Consider the following 18,384-nt stretch of genomic DNA (forward strand, 5'->3'; position numbering starts at 1 on the left):
GCGAAGCTCTTGACGTCGATGCTTATGCCTATCCTCTTCTCCAGCTCGGTTATGCGCTTGCCCTTTTTGCCGATGATTGCCGGAATGTCGAACTCGTCCGCGTAGATAACGGCCTTGTGCGGGCTTACTATCTCCACTTCCGCATATACATCCGGCAGGAACTTCTTTATCTCCTGCTTGAGCCTCTTCTCGGCGAGCTTGAGTGCTGGCGCCTTCTCCTCATTTTTCACAGGGACGACGCTTACCTCCTCGCCGTAGGTATATATTTCGTACTCCAGTTCACCGGTCTCGAAGTCCCTAACCTCGATGACGGGCCTCGCGAGGTCTTCCTCCCTCATACCACTCGGCACCTTGACGAGGTACTCAAGGGTTAGAACTTTCTCAACGCGACCTGCCCTGATGAATATGACGGTATCAACTATCTGGGGTATCATTCCCAGCTCAACCCTTCCGATGAATCGCTGGACGGCATCTATCGGCTTTGTGGCGTGGACAACTCCAATCATACCCACGCCTGCCAATCTTAAATCGGAGTAAATCTTGAAGTCGCCCGTCTTCCTCATCTCGTCGAATATCGTGTAGTCCGGCCTAACCAGTAGGAGTATGTCCCCGGTCAGCTCCATCTTTCCGTTCAAAGCCGTGTACTGCGTTATCTCCTCGCTCACCTGCAGGTCGCGCGGCTTTTCCATTGTCTTTACTATCCTGCCCATGCCCGCGTACCATTCGGCCAGAGCCTGGGCGAAGGTGGAGTTGTGCACAATGACTGGAGCAAAGCCGGCCATGAAGTTGTGGTTGGGTACAGTTATGTCATAGACTTCAAACTCCCCTTTGATAACCTCTATGGACTCAACCCTGTCCCACATGATGTTGGGGTCGAGCATAACCCTCAGATGAGCTAAGTGTTCCTCGATGAGCTCGGCCCGGTGGTAGTACTCGACGACCACGTCCTCAATGACTTTAACCAGACGCTGGGTGTTGATTTCCGCTCCCTTTAGGAAAAAACTGACCATTGACTGGGAAACGGCGTTTTGAGAGTTCTGGCCAAGGAAAGCAAAGGCAACGCTCAGGAGTTTTCTAACTTCAGCCGTTAACTCATTCCATATCCTTGCCTCTTCAACCAAAAGACCAGTTTCGGATGAAAAGGCGGAGAGCAGCTTGGCAATCGTTGACGGCATGGGCGTTCTTTCTCCTTTGAGCCACTTTGATGGGGCGCTTGGATCCATGTGGTTGCGGCGATAGAAGTCGCTGGAAACTTGTTCATCTATAAACCTCACGAGTTCTTTCCAGCGGGAGATATAATTTGCATAGCTTATGAGCTTCTTTATTGAGCCTTCGAATGAGACGTACTCCTTGTAAAGAGTTAAGAAGTCTTCGTACAATTTCGAGAGCCTTCTCCTAGAATAGCCGTTCTTGGTCGCGTTCTTTATTCTCCTCCCAGTCAGGATTCCAAGGGCCCTAACGAGCTCTCCAGCGGGGATAACATCAAGGTTTGGATTTGAAGTCTTCCCAAGGTGCTCTTCAAAGCCTTCAACCTTAAACTGGGGTTTTATGGCGTTATAGAACTGCCTTATAGACTCTGAATCTTTGATGAGAACGCGGTGGTAGGGCCTTCTCTGTACTCTCTTTTCCCTAACGATGGAAGGTATTCCAAGCCTGAGGAGAAGGTACTGCAGTCCGAGGGCAAAATTCCTGCTGGCGGTGACTATTTCGAGTTCTTTTCCTATGTATCCGTCGCCCTCAAACACTCCCCGGAGGAATGCGGCTATATTTCTCTCGTTGGCCTTCATCACTATTTCCGGAACCCTTACCGAGTGCGCCTTTTTCTTTTCAGGGTAACCGAGTGCCCTCAGTAGTTTTTCTATCGTCTTGGAGTTCCTAACCCTGAGCCTTCCGGGTGCAACAAAGTAGAACTCATCCTCAGAAACTCTGAATACTCTGGATACGAGGTCTTTGAAGTGCCTCACGAGTCTCTCATCGAAGTTGTTGAACTCAAAGTTGCTTCCCGAGCCTTCAGCCCACATCAGTCCCAAGAACTCAAAGAAATCCTCGTTAGCCTCAATGTAAGGTGGTATCTCCCTCGAAGCCCTGTAGTTCTCTCCCATGTAGAACACTGATTCCACTTCCATGGAATCGGCTTCTTTTATGGGGAGCGTCCTTCCGTCTCTCATCCTGGCGAAGAAGCCCTCACTTACAAGCTCTCCAACCCACAGCTTATCGGGTAGACAACCCTTTACCGCTATTTTCCTGGGTACAGCTATGACCGAGCCCTCTTCAAGCTTGCCTGCGTCACTCCAGACAACAAAACCGTCCTTTATTGTCAAAACTGGATGGTTGGGACTGAGGGTTATCTCCCTGCCGGTGGCGGTTTTGATCCGCACCATGAGCCTTTCAGACCTCTTGTGGACTCTAAGAACCGACTGGGGTTCAAGTCTCTCATGGGCGACAGTTAATACCCTCATGCCGGGTCTCATGTCTTTGATACGAACAAAGGAACCATCTTCGAGTAGTATGGGAGTTTCTGAGGGTAAACATTTGCCCTCTCCCGGCGCACCCGCAATCAAAATGCCTTGGGCTCTGTCCTTGAGCCTCTCCAGGAGCTTTTCGCTCAGTCCGTAGTCTTCTATGCTCAGCTTCGTGACGGGCCTGACCGCTGTTATCTCTATCCCATCGGCGAAGGGGGGCTTCGCTATGACTATCCTGTAGTTCCTGAGCTGGACGACGGTCACTCCAGGCTCGTCTATCTCGATGAAGCTCTCGGGCTCTCTCTTGGCGCGCTCGACTATATCATCGGCTATCTCCTCAAGCTCCCCCTCGGTCAGCGGTTCCTCTCTCACCGGGATGAGCTTCCACTCACCGGGTCTGCCCTTCTTAGCTAGTGGCCTTACACCGGCCTTCAGGTGGACGCTCATCGTGTTCTCATCAAAGAAGTCCTCGAGGTGGTGTTTTACCTCTTTTCTGGCGGTCAAATAAACCACGTCAATGCCCTTGGCTATCGCGACGTCACGCTGAACTTGGTCGCCGGTTACAAGGGTGGCGTTAAGTTCTCTGGCCGTCTCGCGAACCATGTGGTCTATTTCTCCTGCCTTGGCCCTTCTAATCTGCCAGAGCTCCGGTCTCTCACCATAAAATTCGAGGAGGATCTCGCCCCTGTCCGCCATCTCGCGAAGCCTTTTGAGCTCCTCCAGGCCGGTATGTCCAATCGCCCTCCCCTCGTTGGCCTGGTGCTCTATCTCGGCTATAACGGCCTCCGGGACAACGACCTTGGCTCTCTCCTCAAGGGTTGAGAGGAACTGGGTTAGCCTGCCGTCAACTATCACGCTCGTGTCCGGGACAAATACCCTCATTTCTCCCACCAAGGTGAGCCTCGGCTAAAGGTTCATAAAGGTTTAGGAGAAAAGTGGGCGGGTGGGAACATGGGCCGTTTAATCTCGATAGCCTCCGGCAAGGGGGGAACCGGGAAAACCACCACCACCGCTAACCTTTCGATAGCCCTTGGGAAGATGGGTTACAAGGTTCTTGCGGTTGATGCTGACCTGACTATGGCGAATCTCAGCCTTGTGATGGGCATAGACGACGCCGAGACGACCATACATGACGTTCTAGCTGGAAGCGCGGATATTACGAAGGCGGTCTACCATACGAGCTACGAGAACGTTCATCTTGTCCCTGCTGCGGTCGACTGGGAGCATGTCCTCAGGGCAGACCCCCGAAGGCTCCCCGGGACGATAAAGCCCCTCAAGCAGCACTTCGACTTCATACTCATAGACTGCCCTGCTGGCCTTCAGATGGACGCGATGAACGCGATGATGAGCGGTGAGGAGGTAGTCCTCGTAACGAATCCGGAAATATCGTGCATAACCGACACGATGAAGGTGGGCATAGTCCTCAAGAAGGCCGGTCTAGCAGTCCTCGGCTTCGTCCTCAACCGCTACGGCAGGAGCGAGAACGACATACCGCCAGACGTTGCGGAGGAGGTCATGGAGGTTCCTCTCCTCGTCGTCGTCCCCGAGGATCCGAAGGTCAGGGAGGCGACGCTTGAGGGCATTCCCGTGGTTGAATACAACCCCGACTCGGATGGCGCCAAGGCCTTCCTCGAGCTGGCCGAGAAGGTGATCAAGATAGCCGGCTTCAAGGCAAGGGTGATGGGATGATAGTTGCCTTCATTGGAACGGCCGGCAGTGGGAAGACAACGCTGACGGCGGAGTTCGGTAGGTACCTTGAGGAGGATGGCTATACCGTGGAGTACGTCAACCTCGACACGGGCGTTAAAAAGCTTCTGTATAAGCCGGGCGTTGACGTCAGGGAGGACGTAACTGCCTGGGAGCTCATGGAGGAAGGCTTAGGCCCGAACGGGGCGATAGTGAAGAGCTATGACCTGCTGGTTCCAGAGGTCAGTGACTACTCGCGCAGGATGAGGGATCTGGCAGAAGGGAGCGACTACCTGCTGATAGACACGCCCGGCCAGATGGAGACCTTTCTCTTCCACGAGTTCGGGGTCAGGCTTATGGAGGACTTCCCGGATGCGCTCAGCGTTTACCTCTTCTCCCCGGAGATACTGAGAAAGCCGGCCGATTTCTGCTTCGCCCTCCTCTTCGGCCTGATGATAGACCTCCGTCTGGGCACCACCACCGTCCCGGCGCTCAGCAAGGTTGACACCGTTGATGACCTCAACAAAATCAGAAAGTACCTTGACGATGTTGAGCACCTCACCGCAAGGCTGAAGTTCGAATCCTCAACTCAGGGGCTTTTAGCTTACAGGCTTTGCTCTAGTTTACCCGAGATGGCCCCGCCGACGAGGGTTCTCTACCTCTCGGCGAAGACGCGGGAGGGCTTTGAAGACCTCAACACCGTTGCCTACGAGCACTACTGCACCTGCGGTGACCTGACCTGAACGGGCGTTCAGGAAGTTCGGTGAAATCGGAAAACTACTCCAGATAGGAATGGATAAGACTTTTTCAGTAACCAATTAACGCCAGAGGGGATGCAGGATGTGCCTCATAGCCGGTGGAATCGGCGAGAACCTCAGGGAAAAGTTCATTGAGATGATAGAGGTAGGAAAGCACAGGGGGCCGAACGGCTTTGGTGTGTGGACTGACTCCGGCGTGCTCAAATCAAGCGACTTCTCCCGGATTGAAGAAATCCCCGACGGAAGGATAGGCATCCTTCAGTGCAGGCTCGCCATGACCGGCTCCAAGTCCTTCATACAGCCCTTTGTTGACGGGCTGGTCCTAGTTCACAACGGTGAGATCTACAACCATCGCGTCATCAGGGAACACCTTGAGGGGAGAGGGGTGTCCTTTGAGAGCGACGTTGACAGCGAGGTAATCCTCCGCCTGCTGGAGTTTCTCTCAGGAGAAGTCAGCTTCCCCGGAGCTGTTAGAGAACTGATGGCATGGCTTGAGGGTGACTACGCCGTGGCATTCTCGGATGGTTCAAGGCTGTACCTCTTCCGGGATCCCATCGGTGTAAGGCCCCTCTACTTCTCACCGAAGGGCTTCTTCGCGAGCGAGAAGAAAGTCCTGTGGGCAATCGGAGAGATGGCCATTCCCGTTGAGCCGGGCGAGCTGGTTGCCCTCGACGGGCACTCTGTGAGGAGGGCGAGGCTCTTCTCGCCCGAGAGGCTCAGGGGGAGGGAGCTCTCTGAAGGGATCACTCTCAGGGGGCTGGAAAACCTCCTCAACTACTCCGTAAGGGTTAGAACGGCCGGGAAAACGGGAGTCCTGTTCTCCGGTGGGCTGGACAGCACGGTGGTGGCCTTACTGGCGTCACGGTACTCCGACGTAGTTCTCTATACAGCGGGTGCCGAAGGAAGTCAGGACGTTGAGTGGGCAGATAGGGTCGCCGACTACCTCGGACTGCCTTTAAGGGTCGAGACCTTCGACTTCGAAGTGCTCAGGAGGGAACTCCCGAGGATTGCCTTTGCGGTAGAGGAGCCGAACCCGATGAACCTCGCTATAGCCGTTCCCCTGTACTTCGCCACGAGACTTGCCGGGGAGGAGGGTGTTAGGGTCATCCTCACCGGCCAGGGCGCTGATGAGCTCTTCGGTGGCTACGCAAAGTACCTTGAGGGGCCTGAGCTCATGTGGGAGGACTTACTCACCCTCGCCGAGAGGAACCTGGCAAGAGACGACAAGGTGGCGATGCTCAACGGGGTGGAGGGAAGGTACCCCTTCCTTTCCCTTCCCGTGGTCAGGCTCGCCCTGAACGTTTCCCCTAGACTTAAGTTGCCGGACGGGAGGAAGCTCGTACTGAGGAAGCTTGCCAGAAAGCTTGGACTGCCGGAGTGGATAGCCAGAAGACCGAAGAAGGCCGCACAGTACGGTAGCGGGGCCCAGAAGTTGCTGGAAAAATTAGCGAGAGAGAGGAAGCTTCACCTCAGGGAATTTGCCCGGGGACTTTTCGGGGAACTCTTTCCAAACGCTTTTTAATTCTCCCACCAACTCCTTCCCATGAGAATCCTGATGGTTGGCCACTATCCCCCGCACGGAGGGGGCGTCGCTAGGCACGTGGACAACCTAGTCAAACACCTGAGGAAGAGGCACGAGGTTCACGTCCTGACCTACGGGCCGGTTAAGCCGAGGGACTTCGAGAGAGACCTCGTGCACCAGGTCAGGGTTCTGCCCGTTTACGGTCTCAGGGGAACGGGGTTTGCGTTCCTCGGCTCGAAGGCCATAGCCAGACTCCATAGAGAGATGGACTTTGACATCGTCCACGCCCACTTCATTGGAACGACGAGCTTTGCAGGAGTTCTGGCAAAGGAAAAGACGGGCCTTTCCTTGGTCGTCACCGCCCACGGGAGCGACCTCGTCAACACCGCCAGGCTGGCCCTTGGGAGGTTCTACGTCGGAAGGACCCTCAGGGAAGCGGACGCTGTAATAGCGGTGAGCCACTTCCTCGCGAAGCGCGCCATCGAGCTCGGTGCAGGGGAGGTTAGGGTTATTCCCAACGGCATTGAGATTGAAGGCCTCCCCGAGAGGGCGAGATACGTAGCCTTCATCGGCGCCCTCAGGGAGTATAAAGCCCCGGAAGTTTTTCTGGAGCTTGCAAGGCAGTTCCCGGAGAGGGAGTTCCTAGTTGTTGGAGATGGGCCCCTAAGGGGAAAGCTCGAAAGGGAAGCTCCCTCCAACGTCCGCTTTTTAGGCTACAGGAAAGACATCGGAAGGATTCTCTCGGAGAGCACCCTCCTTGTTCTGCCTTCAAGGCGGGAAGGTTTCGGGCTCGTAATTCTTGAGGCCAACGCCCTTGGAGTTCCCGCCGTGGGGAGGAGAATCGGTGGGATTCCAGAGCTCGTCAGGGAGGGCAAGAACGGCCTGACCTTCACAGACTTCGGAGAGCTCGTTGAGGCTGTAAAGACCCTTCTGGAGCCGAAAACGAACAGGAAAACCGGTGCAGTAGGGAAGAGGGTTGCAAAGCTCTACTCCTGGGAGAGGGTCGCTGAGATGGTGGAAGACGTCTACCGCTCCGTTTTGGGATAATTTTTTAACTGCCTTTCAGAGCCATCTCAGGTGAGAACATGACGATTGTAATCAATATGCGAGATGGGATTGATGAGAGAAAGATAAAGGTGGTCGCGAGATTCATCCTTGAGGGCAAGCTGGTGGCCTTTCCGACAGAGACGGTTTACGGCCTTGGGGCCAATGCCCTCAACGTCTCAGCCGTGAGGAGAATATTCGAGGCCAAGGGGAGACCGACAGACAACCCTTTGATAATCCACATAGCAGACTTCAGCGACCTCAAAAGGCTTGCACGCGAGATCCCGAGGGAGGCAAAACTTCTGGCAGAGCGGTTCTGGCCTGGCCCCCTTACGATAGTCCTCCCCAAGGCGGAGGACGTTCCCGACGTTACCACTGGGGGGCTTGACACGGTGGCTGTGAGAATGCCCTCACACCCAATAGCGCTCGCCCTCATAAGGGCCAGCACGCCCATAGCTGCACCCTCCGCCAACATAAGCGGGAAGCCCAGTCCAACGCTGGCTGAGCACGTGGTGGACGACTTCTACGGGAAGATAGAGGTCATAATTGACGGTGGAGAAACCAATGTCGGCGTCGAGTCTACGGTGGTAGACCTGACTTCCGATAAGCCCGTCCTTCTAAGACCCGGTGGCCTACCGCTGGAGGAAATTGAAAAGGTTGTTGGCGAGGTTGAGATACACCCCGCCGTTATGGGTAAAACGGTCGGCATCGCCCGCTCACCGGGTATGAAGTACAGGCACTACTCACCGAACGCCCAGGTCATAGTGGTCGAGGGAGAAAGGGAGCGGGTCAGGAGAAAGATTGCCCAGCTCGTTGGGGAATACCGCTCGAAAGGCTACCGCGTTGGGGTGATGGCGACTGAGAAGTATGAGGCTAACGAGTTCTTCTACCTCGGGAAGAGCGAGGAAGAGGTCGCCAGAAACCTCTTCAAGGCCCTAAGGGCGCTGGACAAGAGGGGAGTTGATATCATAATAGCCGAGGGAGTTGAGGAAAGGGGCCTCGGCTTGGCGGTGATGAACCGCCTCAGGAAGGCCTCGGGTTATCGGGTGATTAGGGCTTAGGCAACGCTTAAATATCGGACGGGAGAAAAGAATAACCGATGCGAGTGGGTGTGAGGGGTGAGGAATTTGGTTCTACCCGGCATAGATTCACCTCCCGAGGAGCTCGAGGAGATTGGGTTTGGTTATATTAAGGAGGGTAAAGTAAAGGAGGGTCTCAAGCTGATTCTCCGGGCCGCAAAGGCCTATGAGGGTAAGGGGAGAAAGGAAGACGCCGCGAGACTTTACAGGTACTTCGGCTACGTTCTGGCCAAGAGGGCCGGTAAGGAGAAGGGTAAACCGCCCCTCTTGAAGGCGTCGTACCTTTACATCGACCTCATTGAGACTGAAATCACCAAACCGGAGGTTGACGTTAACGTCCTCGACGACTACTGCTCCAATGTTCTTGAAATCTTTGCCTTTCTTGGGGACAGGAAGCTCTTAACAAAGTACACCAAGGAGTTCGCCACGATCTACGAGGACTTAGGCTCGTCCTATGAGGAGAACAACGACTTAAAGATGGCCATAAGGGCTTATGAGTCGGCCTTCAAGTACTACAAGATGATGGACGACGAGGAGAACTACAGGAGGCTCGCTGAGAAGCTCATAACCCTCTACGGCCAGCTGGCGGAGGAGGTGCTCTCCAGGGAGCGCGTAAGCGAGGCCGCAGAGGCCTTCTACGAGCTGGCTAGGTACACCCGCGTTATATTCGGTTACGACATCCACTACATAGAGATGATGGACACTGCAGCAAGGAACTTTGAAAAGGCCAGCAAGCTGGCCTACTCCCTCGGGGACCTTGACGGGACGACGAGCTATCTAGTAAAGTCCCAGTACGCCTACATGCTCGCGAGGAACTTCAACAGGATGAAGCTCATAGGTCTGAACACGGTGAGGATGCTCTATCAGGTTATAAGTGCCCACCAGGGGAGAGGGGAATACAGCATCGCGGCGCTCAAGACCATGGAGCTGGCTGAAGCTCTCCTCGGGATAGGGAAGGTCAGCGAGGGGCTTGAGGCCTATAAGAACGCCCTCGACCTCAAGGCGGATCTAAGCTTCAAGGTCAGGGTAAGGCTCGCGATCCTCAAGAACTACGCCGCCCAGAAAACGTCAAACAGAGTGCTTGACGAGGTTGACCTCATAGAATATCAGCTCAAGAAGAAGAAAACCGCCAAGGCCCTTGAAATAGCCAACAGGACGATAGAAAAGATGGGGAAGATAGATGATCTCATCAAGGCTCTCACTGAGGCAGAGGGCTATTACTGACCCCTGAGCTCGGCCCTTGGAAGGGGAACGTGGTAGGGGACGCGCATCTCCTTTGCTATTATCATCAGCATCGGAGACAGCTCGGTGGTGAGGAAGTTCGCGACCTCGACCATAAGGACTGGGTCTATCTTCTTCTCATCCTCCCAGAGCGAGAGTATTTCGTCGATCTTCTCCCTCTTCTGGGGTATGTAGAGGAGCGAGCCCCTCACCGAGGCCTTCGCTATGTCCGGCCTGTACTCGACCTCAAAGTCGAAGAGGACGTCTATACCCGAGACCTTGCCGTTAGGAGCCGTCATCTCTCCGAGCCTGAGGTCCTTTATTGTGGGTGAAATCTTTACCTCTATCTGCCCCGGCGGGACGGCCTTGACATTCTTTTCAAAGCTGACACCCTGAATGTTGTATCCGAGCACCGGCATTTTTTCTCACCACCCCAACTTCACGAGCCCATATAAAACGCTATCGGTAGGGATTTAAGGGCCCCCTACCAAAGGAGTCCGATGCCGAGGGAAAAGGTCGTCAGGATATGGGATGAGAGGGAAGTAGTGTATTCACCCAAAAGGTGGCGCTACCTCTGGGAGAAGCGTGAGAAGGCCCTGAAAATCATGGAGCGCCTTTCCCAGTTCGATCCCTATCTCTACGGCAGCGTCGCCAGAGGTGATGTCAGGCAGGACAGCGACATAGACATCTTCATCCCGGTAAGGGTTCCGAGTTACCTCATCGAGCTCGCCCTTGAGGGCCTCGTAAGGAGGAGAAAGATAGTAATGGCAACGCCCTGGCACCTCATAAAGGGTGTTATAAAGATAGACGAGGAAACTACCGTTACTTTCCCCCTCATCGAGCCGACCGACAGGGAGCTTGAGTTCTACCGCTGGGGAGGGACGGTTGAGCTGTGGGGAGCCAAAACGAGGGAGCGCGTTCCCGGGGTTAACAAGAAGCTCATTCTCATAATCCCAACGGAGAAGGGGCACATTGAGAGGGAAGTCGTCGGGAGGGAAAGAGAGATCGCGAAAATCCTGGGAGTGAGCGTTGACATCATCACCGAGCGCATCCACGTCCTTACGAGGAGAGACAGAATCGGGAGGACGGGGATCTACATCAACGAGGAGGTCCCGGACTGGATGACCTTCGAGAAGGCCCTCAAGGTCATAGCCGACCGCGACCCGAACGTGAGGAGGAAGGTGAGGGAGCGGGGAGGGATTTAGAAACCGTAAAAATAAACAAGATGAAGAAGGAGTAGTGCAAATCAGGAACCACCTAACACCATCATCCCCTCGAGTTGAAATAATCCGATATTGTCGCGAGACTGAACTTGAGATAATCCTCGAAACCCTTCCTGTCCAGTATTATGAACGGTGCCTTCTCCGGGTTAGTTATCAATCTCGACGTGATACCGCGCCTATTCATGTCCGCGAGCACTTCCGCGACCGCACTTTCATTCAGCTCCAGCTTTTGTAGAAGTTCATCGTATCCCCTTCTGGCAACGCCTGGATCGTATAAGTCGCCGACTGTGAGTATGGTGTAGAGTACACCAAACTTCTGAGCATAATACCCCAAGTTGGCCAGGCGCTTTGTCTTTGTTGCGAGATACTGAAAGACCTCAATGGGGGCTTTGAAAACATCATATATTGGCTCGCCACGGGAATTCCTTTCCGTGTCCTGGATAGCCAGACCATATCTTTCCAGTTCGCTGAAAAATCTGAGAGCATCATCTCTCAGTGCTGTTTTCACGAGGAAGTTCGAGAACATCAAGATAGTTGGATTCTCTGGAGGTTCCATATAGTCCAAGTCAAAATAGTGATACCTGCCGAGTACTCTTACATTCTTTGCCGCCTTGAGTATTGAATCCTCTTTGGTATACCCACCTCTTGTCGGTGTATATTCATATTCTTTGAGAACGACCTCAAGCGAGAAGTGATCCAGTGTATACCAAAGCGACCCGTAAAGTATTATCCACAGCTTATCGCCGTATTCTCTGGCGAGTTCCTCAAGCTCCGCCTTGTGGTCTCTGATACGTTTGAGAATAAGCTCGTGTCCAGCTTTCAGCCCCCTTTCGCTCGGGCTTGCAAAAGCTTTCCTGGCGTACCCTGTCCCTTTCCTTGAGATATCAACCAAATTGAGTCGTTGGAGGATAGATAGAACCTGTGGTTTTATGTTTACGCTCTCGTACTCGTTTGGGGCCGTTGGACCGGTCATTGGATTGTAATGGACGCGGACTTCTACTGGGAGGTTCCTTGAGATATAGATCTTACCGAGCGCATTCAAAACGTCATCAGCAAAGTTCTCAAGGCCATATTCCTCAAGCTCTTCAATTATACGGTTGATTTCTCTCTCCGAGGTGCCAACAAAAACCTCCGGTGGTTTCTCTTCGTTTGTCTTGGAGAAGTATGGGTAATCCGGTGGTACACCAAGGTCTCTCCGAAGTTCGTGTTCAAAAGAACGGACACTATCAACAACTTTTATTCTTTTTCCATTGACAATGATTTCATCAACCTGCTTTGGATATTTTGTCGCTATGATGTATCTGTAATCAAATGGGTTCATGGATAATTTCTTCGCATCTCTTGCCACGTCGCCTGTAACAACAACCTCAACACCGACGGAGACGTTTCCCTTCCTTCCGGCGACATCAACACGGCCCCAACCGCCCTCAGGTATTTTTACCGGGGCTTCTGCTGTTGCGGTAAAACCATAAAAACGAAGTAGATCTACTACTTCCATTTCGATAATATCATTGTAGGGCTTGTGACCACTTCTTTGATCCATATGGGATCACCTGTGGTACTTTTGTTATCTTTTTGATATAATCTTTTCTGTTGCCAGTGTTGTTCAGAATTTTTTATCCAGCAGGCTATGGTTTTATCTCACCTTTTTGCCTTATCATATCTCAGGTAAAAGGCCGGAAAACAGATTGAGCGCTCTATGTGCTTATGAAGGAATAATATCCCTCTTGAGAAGATCGTGTTTCTGGGGGTAAACGAGTTCGTGTTTGAGGAGGCAAAGAGAATAATGGACGAACACGGCCTCCTGCCGAACGACGCCATTATACTCGCGACTGCAAAGTTCTACAGGTGTTCCGCCCTCATAACGCTCGATTCAGATTTTATTGATGCATGCGAGAAGAAGACATCAAACCAATAACATCTCCCAGGACTCTCAAGAATGAACTTAAAAGAAGGGGAATAAACTCAGTCCTGGCAACAGCGCTCCTTCATATTCGCTGGCAAAATCTCCTTGAAGCCCGTGTACTTCCACAGAGCCTTCGGGAGTTTTACAACGCCTTCCTCAGTCTGGAAGTTCTCAAGTATCGCCACTATCGCCCTTGAGGTCGCTATCGCGGTCGAGTTGAGCGTGTGGACGAAGCGCGGCTTCTCATGGGTCTTGTCGCGGAAGCGGATGTTCAGCCTTCTCGCCTGCCAGTCGGTGCAGTTGCTCGCTGAAACGACCTCCCTGAACTTACCCTGGCCAGCCATCCAAGCCTCTATGTCGTACTTTTTGGCAGCAACGTATCCCAAATCACCGGTGCAGATGTTCACAACGCGGTAGGGGATCTCAAGCTCCTGAAAGAGCTCCTCGGCGTTGGCTATTATCTTCTCATGCCAGTCCCAGCTCTCCTCCGGTCTCGAATAGACGAACTGTTCGACTTTGTGGAACTGGTGAACCCTGAAGATCCCCTTGGTGTCCTTTCCAGCCGTTCCGGCCTCCTTCCTGAAGCAGGGGCTAACTCCGACGTAGAGGAGCGGTAAGTCCTTTCCATCGAGGATCTCATTGGCGTGCATTCCCGCTAGGGGATGCTCGGCTGTCGGGATGAGGTAGAGGTCTTCGCCCTCGACCTTATAGATTACATCCTCGAAGTCCTCGAAGGTTGTTGCTCCTTCCTCAACGAAACGCCTGACCATATAGGGTGGAATCACGGGAGTGAAGCCCTTCTCGATGAGTTTATCCAGGGCGAAGCGGAGCAGTGCTAAATCGAGTATGACCAGCTCGTTGAGGAGGTAGTAGAAGCGCGAGCCGCTAACTTTTGCCGCCTTCTCGAGGTCAGCACCCCTGAGGAGTTCGAGCATGTCAACGTGGAGCTTCGGCCTCCAGTTGAGAACCTCGTAGTCCATCTTTCCGAGGCTCTGCTCCTTGAACGTATCGAGGAAGCCCTCCCATACTCTCGCCTTGCCCCAGAACCTTACCGGAACGTTCTCGGTGTCGTCCTTTCCAACGGGAACGCTCTCGTGGGTTATGTTCGGGAGGCGCCAGAGGTAGTAGTCGATCTTCTTCCGGAGTTCCTCAACTTCCTTTTCGAGGGCTTCTACCTGCCTCACTATCTCGTTGCTCTTTGCCAAGAGGTCGTCGATTGGTTCCCCCACCTTCTTGCGCTTGCCTATCTGGACCGCGAGCTGGTTGCGCTCCTTCCTGAGGGCGTTTATCCTCTTCAGGTTCTCGCGCCACTTCCTGTCAAGCTCCAGGATTTCATCTATCCACCTGAGCTTCTCAAGCTCGCCGCGCTTGATGAGGTCGCCCTTGACGAGGTCAGGGTTTTCACGGATGAGCTTTATGTCCAGCATAGTCTTCACCTGGGGGAAGAAGGGGAAGAACTTTAAAAAAGGTTTTGATGGCTTTCAGCCGAAGAAAGTAACCTCAACCTCCTCCCCTGCTTCGAGTATCTCCACATTTTCAGGGACCTCTATGAAGCCGTCGGCATCAACGAAGCTGGTAACAGCCCCACTACCTTTGAGTATCGGCACCGCGTTATCTCCCTCTATTCTGACAGGAAGGAACTGCCTCCTGCCCTTAACTGAGAAGACCTTGTGTGCGAGCCTTTTCCTGACCTTCCTGACCTCGCTCTCCCTGCCAATTAGCTTCCTCAGGAGTGGGGCAACCAGGAGGGTGAAGTTTGTGAGGCAGCTCGTTGGATAACCGGGAAGACCAAGGACGGGCTTCCCGTTGATTAGACCTATCACGGTGGGCTTTCCAGGCTGTATCGCTATGCCGTGTATTTTCACCTCACCCAGCTCCTCGATGATTGAGCTCGTTAAATCCCTTATCCCCCCGCTCGCGCCCCCGCTGAGAAGAATCATATCACAGCACTCAACGCCCTTTTCTATGAGTCCTCTCAGACTTTCACGATCGTCCCATGCTATACCCAGAAAGACCGCCTCACCGCCGAGTTCTCTCACTGCGTCGGTTATTGCCCTGCCGTTGATGTCGTATATCTGACCGGGCTTGAGCCCCCTCCCGGGTAAGGTTATCTCGTTGCCCGTGCTTATCACCGCTACCTTTGGCTTCCGGAAAACTGGGACTTCGGCAATTCCAAGGGCGGAAATGAGGGCTGTTTCCTTGAAGCTCAGTCTCGTTCCCTTTTTGAGGAGGAGCTTGCCCTTTGGAATATCGGTTCCGGCCTTCATGACGCCGAGGGTTGGATATGCGGGCTTGTAAATTACCACATCATCACCTTCCCTATCGACGTCCTCGAACTGTATCACAGCGTCGGCACCCCTCGGCAGGGGGGCGCCGGTCGAGATGTAAACTGCCTCCCCGGGCTTGAGCTCAAAGTCGACGCTGTCACCGGCGTTCACTTCGCCGATAACCTTCAGCCTTAGGGGTTCGCTTTCGCTCGCCATGAAGGTGTCCTCAGCCCTCAAAGCGTAGCCATCCACCGTTGCCCTGTCAAAGGGAGGGACATCTATTGGTGAGACGATGTCCTCCGCCAGAACCCTTCCGAGGGCGTTTTTGAGAGGAACTCTCTCGACCTCAGGCTCAAGCGGGAAGGAGTTTATGACCTCCAGCGCTTTCTCAAGTGGAACGACCTTCAGGAACGCCATTCTACCACCTGGAGAAGAGAGGGAGGTTTTCTATAAATGGGTTGCGTAAGCAGGGGTGTTTACGTGGTGGGACAAAACCCAACTTCGGGAAAATGGGAAGATGCGAAAAGTTTGGGCTCACCACTCGTCTTCTTCTTCCCAGTCCTCTTCCTCCCATTCTTCTTCGTCCCACTCCTCGTCCTCCCACTCCTCAAGCTCGAACTCCTCGTCGAGCTCTTCTTTCTCTTCCACCTTTTTCTTCTTAGGAGGTTCCATACTCCCACCTGTGAAGGTTGGGCGGAAAGGCCTATAAGTTTTGTTTTCCCGGAAAGGTTTTTAACGAACCGGAGAACCCTCCAACCATGAGGGTGGCGATAGTAACTGCTGACCCTAGGGTATACTACATAGCCACGAAGGTGCTAAAGGAGTACAGGATACCCTTTCTCAGCCTCCGGGTCGGTGAGAAAATCCCCTACGACGTTGAGGTCGTCCTCACAGGCGAGAGGGATAGGGTGGAGTTTCCCGTGAAGGTCGTCGTAAGGGATGAGAACTTCATAGATGAGCTCCTTGTGCGGCTCGAAGGCAGGGAGAGGTTCAGGAAGGTTTTTATAGCCATAGACCCCGGTGAGAGGCCGGGACTGAGCGTCGTGGCCGACGGAAAGGTCGTCGAGGTTCACCAGCTCAGGAACCCGAGGGACGTTGGGCCCGTCATGAGCCTGCTTGAGAAGTATCCAGGGGCGAGGATAAAGGTCGGCCACGGAGCTAAGAGGCAAAGGGTCATGATGCTCAAGGCCCTTGGGAGGCTCCTTGGCTACGACTACCCGATAATCGTCGTCAACGAGAGGGGCACGACCCCGAAGGTTGGCGGGGTTGAGGGGTCGGCAGTCTTGGATATAGTTGCCTCCATAAACATCAGTCTTAGGCCCGGGAGGGAAGTCACGATAGGTCAGCTTTTGGAGGTTAAAGAGCCCACGAAGCGCGAAATTGAAGATATAAAGAGGAGGAGCCGCGAGCTGAGTGGGAACATCACGATAACCTCAAGGCTTGCCCGAGAGGTCGCTCTCGGCAACCTGACCCTTGATGAGGCGATAGAACTCCACAGGAGGCGTTCAAGATGATATTTGGTAAGGATTCGGATGAAAAGGTTGAGGAGATAAAGCTCCGCGTTGCGGAGGCCTTGAAAAGGGACGTCGGAAGGGGCATAGTCCGCTTCGACAAGAAGTACCAGAAACAGCTGGGCGTTGATCCGGGCGACATAGTTACCCTGATCGGCGAGAGAACAACGGCCGCTATAGTTGCTAACCCCCACCCGGACGACAGAGGGCTGGATATCATCAGGATGGACGGCTACACGAGGAGGAACGCGGGTGTTAGCATAGGCGACTACGTGATCCTCAAAAAGGCTGAGGTTCACGAGGCCAAGAAAGTTGTCCTCGCCCCGGCCCAGAAGGGTGTCTTCATCCAGATACCCGGAGAGGTCGTCAAGGGCAACCTCCTTGGAAGGCCGGTCGTCAAGGGAGATCTCCTCGTCGCCAGTAGCAGGAGCGAGGCCTACTACAGCTCACCCTTCGACGAGCTTTTCAGGGGGCTCTTCGAAGCCATGCCCTTCGGCTTCGGCGAGCTGAAGTTCGTCGTCGTCAACACCATTCCCAAGGGCATAGTCCAGATAACCTACAACACCGAAGTGGAGGTTCTCCCGCAGGCCGTTGAGGTAAGGGAAGAGAGCATACCCGAGGTCACCTACGAGGACATCGGTGGCCTCGACGAGGCCATTCAGAAGATCCGCGAGATGGTCGAGCTCCCGCTCAAGCACCCGGAGCTCTTTGAGAGGCTCGGTATAGAGCCGCCTAAGGGAGTCCTCCTCTACGGACCGCCGGGAACGGGTAAAACCCTACTCGCGAAGGCAGTCGCGAACGAGGCCAACGCGCACTTCATAGCAATCAACGGGCCAGAAATAATGAGCAAGTACTACGGCGAGAGTGAGGAAAGATTAAGGGAGGTCTTCCAAGAGGCTGAAGAGAACGCGCCGGCGATAATCTTCATAGACGAGATAGACAGCATCGCCCCGAAGAGAGAAGAAGTCAGCGGTGAGGTCGAGAAGCGCGTTGTGAGCCAGCTTCTCACGCTGATGGATGGTCTCAAGAGTAGGGGTAAGGTCATCGTCATAGGTGCTACCAACAGGCCTGATGCGATTGATCCTGCATTGAGGAGGCCGGGAAGGTTTGACAGGGAGATTGAGGTCGGCGTTCCAGACAAGCAGGGGAGAAAAGAAATACTCCAGATACACACCAGAGGAATGCCCCTTGAGCCTGACTACGACAAAAACGAAGTCCTTGGGACTCTCAGGGAGATGGAGGAGAAGGGCTCCTTTGACGCCAAGAGGCTGGAAAAGCTCATAGAGCGAGTTGAAAAGGTCACCACTGAGGAGGAACTCAAGGAGGTACTTAAGAGCGAGGGCGAGATATACGCAGAGGTCAGGAACAGGCTGATAGACAGAATGCTGGAGGAGCTCGCTGAAGTCACACACGGCTTTGTTGGAGCGGATCTGGCTGCGCTCGCGAGAGAAGCCGCGATGGTCGTCCTCAGGAGGCTCATAAACGAGGGCAAGGTAAACCCAGAGCAGGAGAAGATACCACCGGAGGTTCTCCAAGAGCTCCGCGTCAGAAAGGAGGACTTCTATGAGGCGTTAAGGATGATAGAACCTTCAGCGCTCAGGGAAGTCCTCATAGAGGTTCCAAACGTCCACTGGGACGACATAGGCGGACTGGAAGACGTCAAACAGGAACTCAGAGAAGCCGTCGAGTGGCCACTCAAGTATCC

Annotated in this window: 16 protein-coding genes; 10 read left to right on the forward strand and 6 right to left on the reverse strand. The window is 53.8% G+C overall.

The window, feature by feature from the left end; genetic code table 11:
- Nucleotides 1-3,344, reverse strand: a 3,344-nt coding sequence (locus MVD07_RS08380) for an LAGLIDADG family homing endonuclease (protein ID WP_297500812.1), incomplete at its 3' end; no start/stop codon positions are given.
- A gap of 69 nt (nt 3,345-3,413) precedes the next feature.
- Between MVD07_RS08380 and minD the strand changes: the two genes are divergently transcribed.
- The 6 genes from minD (at nt 3,414) to MVD07_RS08410 (ending at nt 9,775) form a co-directional block, all read left to right on the forward strand.
- Nucleotides 3,414-4,151 (forward strand): cell division ATPase MinD, encoded by a 738-nt coding sequence (minD, locus tag MVD07_RS08385; RefSeq protein ID WP_297500769.1) that lies wholly within the window; start codon nt 3,414-3,416, stop codon nt 4,149-4,151.
- Nucleotides 4,148-4,891, forward strand: a complete 744-nt coding sequence (locus tag MVD07_RS08390; RefSeq protein WP_297500772.1) for an ATP/GTP-binding protein — start codon at nt 4,148-4,150, stop codon at nt 4,889-4,891. Before minD ends, MVD07_RS08390 begins: the two co-directional genes overlap by 4 nt.
- A gap of 97 nt (nt 4,892-4,988) precedes the next feature.
- Nucleotides 4,989-6,428 (forward strand): asparagine synthase-related protein, encoded by a 1,440-nt coding sequence (locus MVD07_RS08395; RefSeq protein ID WP_297500775.1) that lies wholly within the window; start codon nt 4,989-4,991, stop codon nt 6,426-6,428.
- A 21-nt stretch (nt 6,429-6,449) separates the two neighbouring features.
- On the forward strand, nt 6,450-7,475 hold the full coding sequence (locus MVD07_RS08400; RefSeq protein ID WP_297500778.1) for a glycosyltransferase family 4 protein: 1,026 nt from the start codon (nt 6,450-6,452) through the stop codon (nt 7,473-7,475).
- 38 nt (nt 7,476-7,513) lie between these two features.
- Nucleotides 7,514-8,533: an L-threonylcarbamoyladenylate synthase gene (locus tag MVD07_RS08405; protein WP_297500781.1), complete on the forward strand. Its 1,020-nt coding sequence runs from the start codon at nt 7,514-7,516 to the stop codon at nt 8,531-8,533.
- Between the two features lie 57 nt (nt 8,534-8,590).
- The gene (locus tag MVD07_RS08410; protein ID WP_297500786.1) at nt 8,591-9,775 is read left to right on the forward strand and encodes a hypothetical protein; all 1,185 of its coding nucleotides are present in this window, start codon (nt 8,591-8,593) and stop codon (nt 9,773-9,775) included.
- On the opposite strand, the gene MVD07_RS08415 is transcribed toward MVD07_RS08410, so the two are convergent.
- On the reverse strand, nt 9,769-10,191 hold the full coding sequence (locus tag MVD07_RS08415) for a hypothetical protein (RefSeq protein ID WP_297500789.1): 423 nt from the start codon (nt 10,189-10,191) through the stop codon (nt 9,769-9,771). The genes MVD07_RS08410 and MVD07_RS08415 overlap by 7 nt on opposite strands.
- Before the next feature lie 81 nt (nt 10,192-10,272).
- Between MVD07_RS08415 and MVD07_RS08420 the strand changes: the two genes are divergently transcribed.
- A complete protein-coding gene (locus MVD07_RS08420) occupies nt 10,273-10,977 on the forward strand; it encodes a nucleotidyltransferase domain-containing protein (protein ID WP_297500792.1) in 705 nt (234 codons plus the stop codon).
- A 61-nt stretch (nt 10,978-11,038) separates the two neighbouring features.
- On the opposite strand, the gene MVD07_RS08425 is transcribed toward MVD07_RS08420, so the two are convergent.
- Nucleotides 11,039-12,538 (reverse strand): hypothetical protein, encoded by a 1,500-nt coding sequence (locus MVD07_RS08425; protein WP_297500795.1) that lies wholly within the window; start codon nt 12,536-12,538, stop codon nt 11,039-11,041.
- Between the two features lie 195 nt (nt 12,539-12,733).
- Here MVD07_RS08425 and MVD07_RS08430 point away from each other — a divergent pair, with 195 nt between their 5' ends.
- The gene (locus MVD07_RS08430) at nt 12,734-12,913 is read left to right on the forward strand and encodes a PIN domain-containing protein (protein ID WP_297500798.1); all 180 of its coding nucleotides are present in this window, start codon (nt 12,734-12,736) and stop codon (nt 12,911-12,913) included.
- 47 nt (nt 12,914-12,960) lie between these two features.
- On the opposite strand, the gene serS is transcribed toward MVD07_RS08430, so the two are convergent.
- The 3 genes from serS to MVD07_RS08445 form a co-directional block, all read right to left on the reverse strand.
- On the reverse strand, nt 12,961-14,328 hold the full coding sequence (serS, locus tag MVD07_RS08435; RefSeq protein WP_297500815.1) for a serine--tRNA ligase: 1,368 nt from the start codon (nt 14,326-14,328) through the stop codon (nt 12,961-12,963).
- A 54-nt stretch (nt 14,329-14,382) separates the two neighbouring features.
- Nucleotides 14,383-15,585, reverse strand: coding sequence for a gephyrin-like molybdotransferase Glp (gene glp, locus MVD07_RS08440; RefSeq protein ID WP_297500801.1), 1,203 nt, complete (start codon nt 15,583-15,585; stop codon nt 14,383-14,385).
- Nucleotides 15,586-15,702: 117 nt separating this feature from the next.
- Nucleotides 15,703-15,840: a hypothetical protein gene (locus MVD07_RS08445; protein ID WP_297500804.1), complete on the reverse strand. Its 138-nt coding sequence runs from the start codon at nt 15,838-15,840 to the stop codon at nt 15,703-15,705.
- Nucleotides 15,841-15,926: 86 nt separating this feature from the next.
- Between MVD07_RS08445 and MVD07_RS08450 the strand changes: the two genes are divergently transcribed.
- Both MVD07_RS08450 and MVD07_RS08455 read left to right on the forward strand, forming a co-directional pair.
- On the forward strand, nt 15,927-16,682 hold the full coding sequence (locus tag MVD07_RS08450; protein ID WP_297500806.1) for a hypothetical protein: 756 nt from the start codon (nt 15,927-15,929) through the stop codon (nt 16,680-16,682).
- The coding region (locus tag MVD07_RS08455) for a CDC48 family AAA ATPase (RefSeq protein WP_297500809.1) at nt 16,679-18,384 on the forward strand (1,706 nt) is incomplete at its 3' end. The genes MVD07_RS08450 and MVD07_RS08455, both read left to right, overlap by 4 nt.

The sequence above is a fragment of the Thermococcus sp. genome (genome assembly GCF_027008145.1).
GTDB lineage: Archaea > Methanobacteriota_B > Thermococci > Thermococcales > Thermococcaceae > Thermococcus.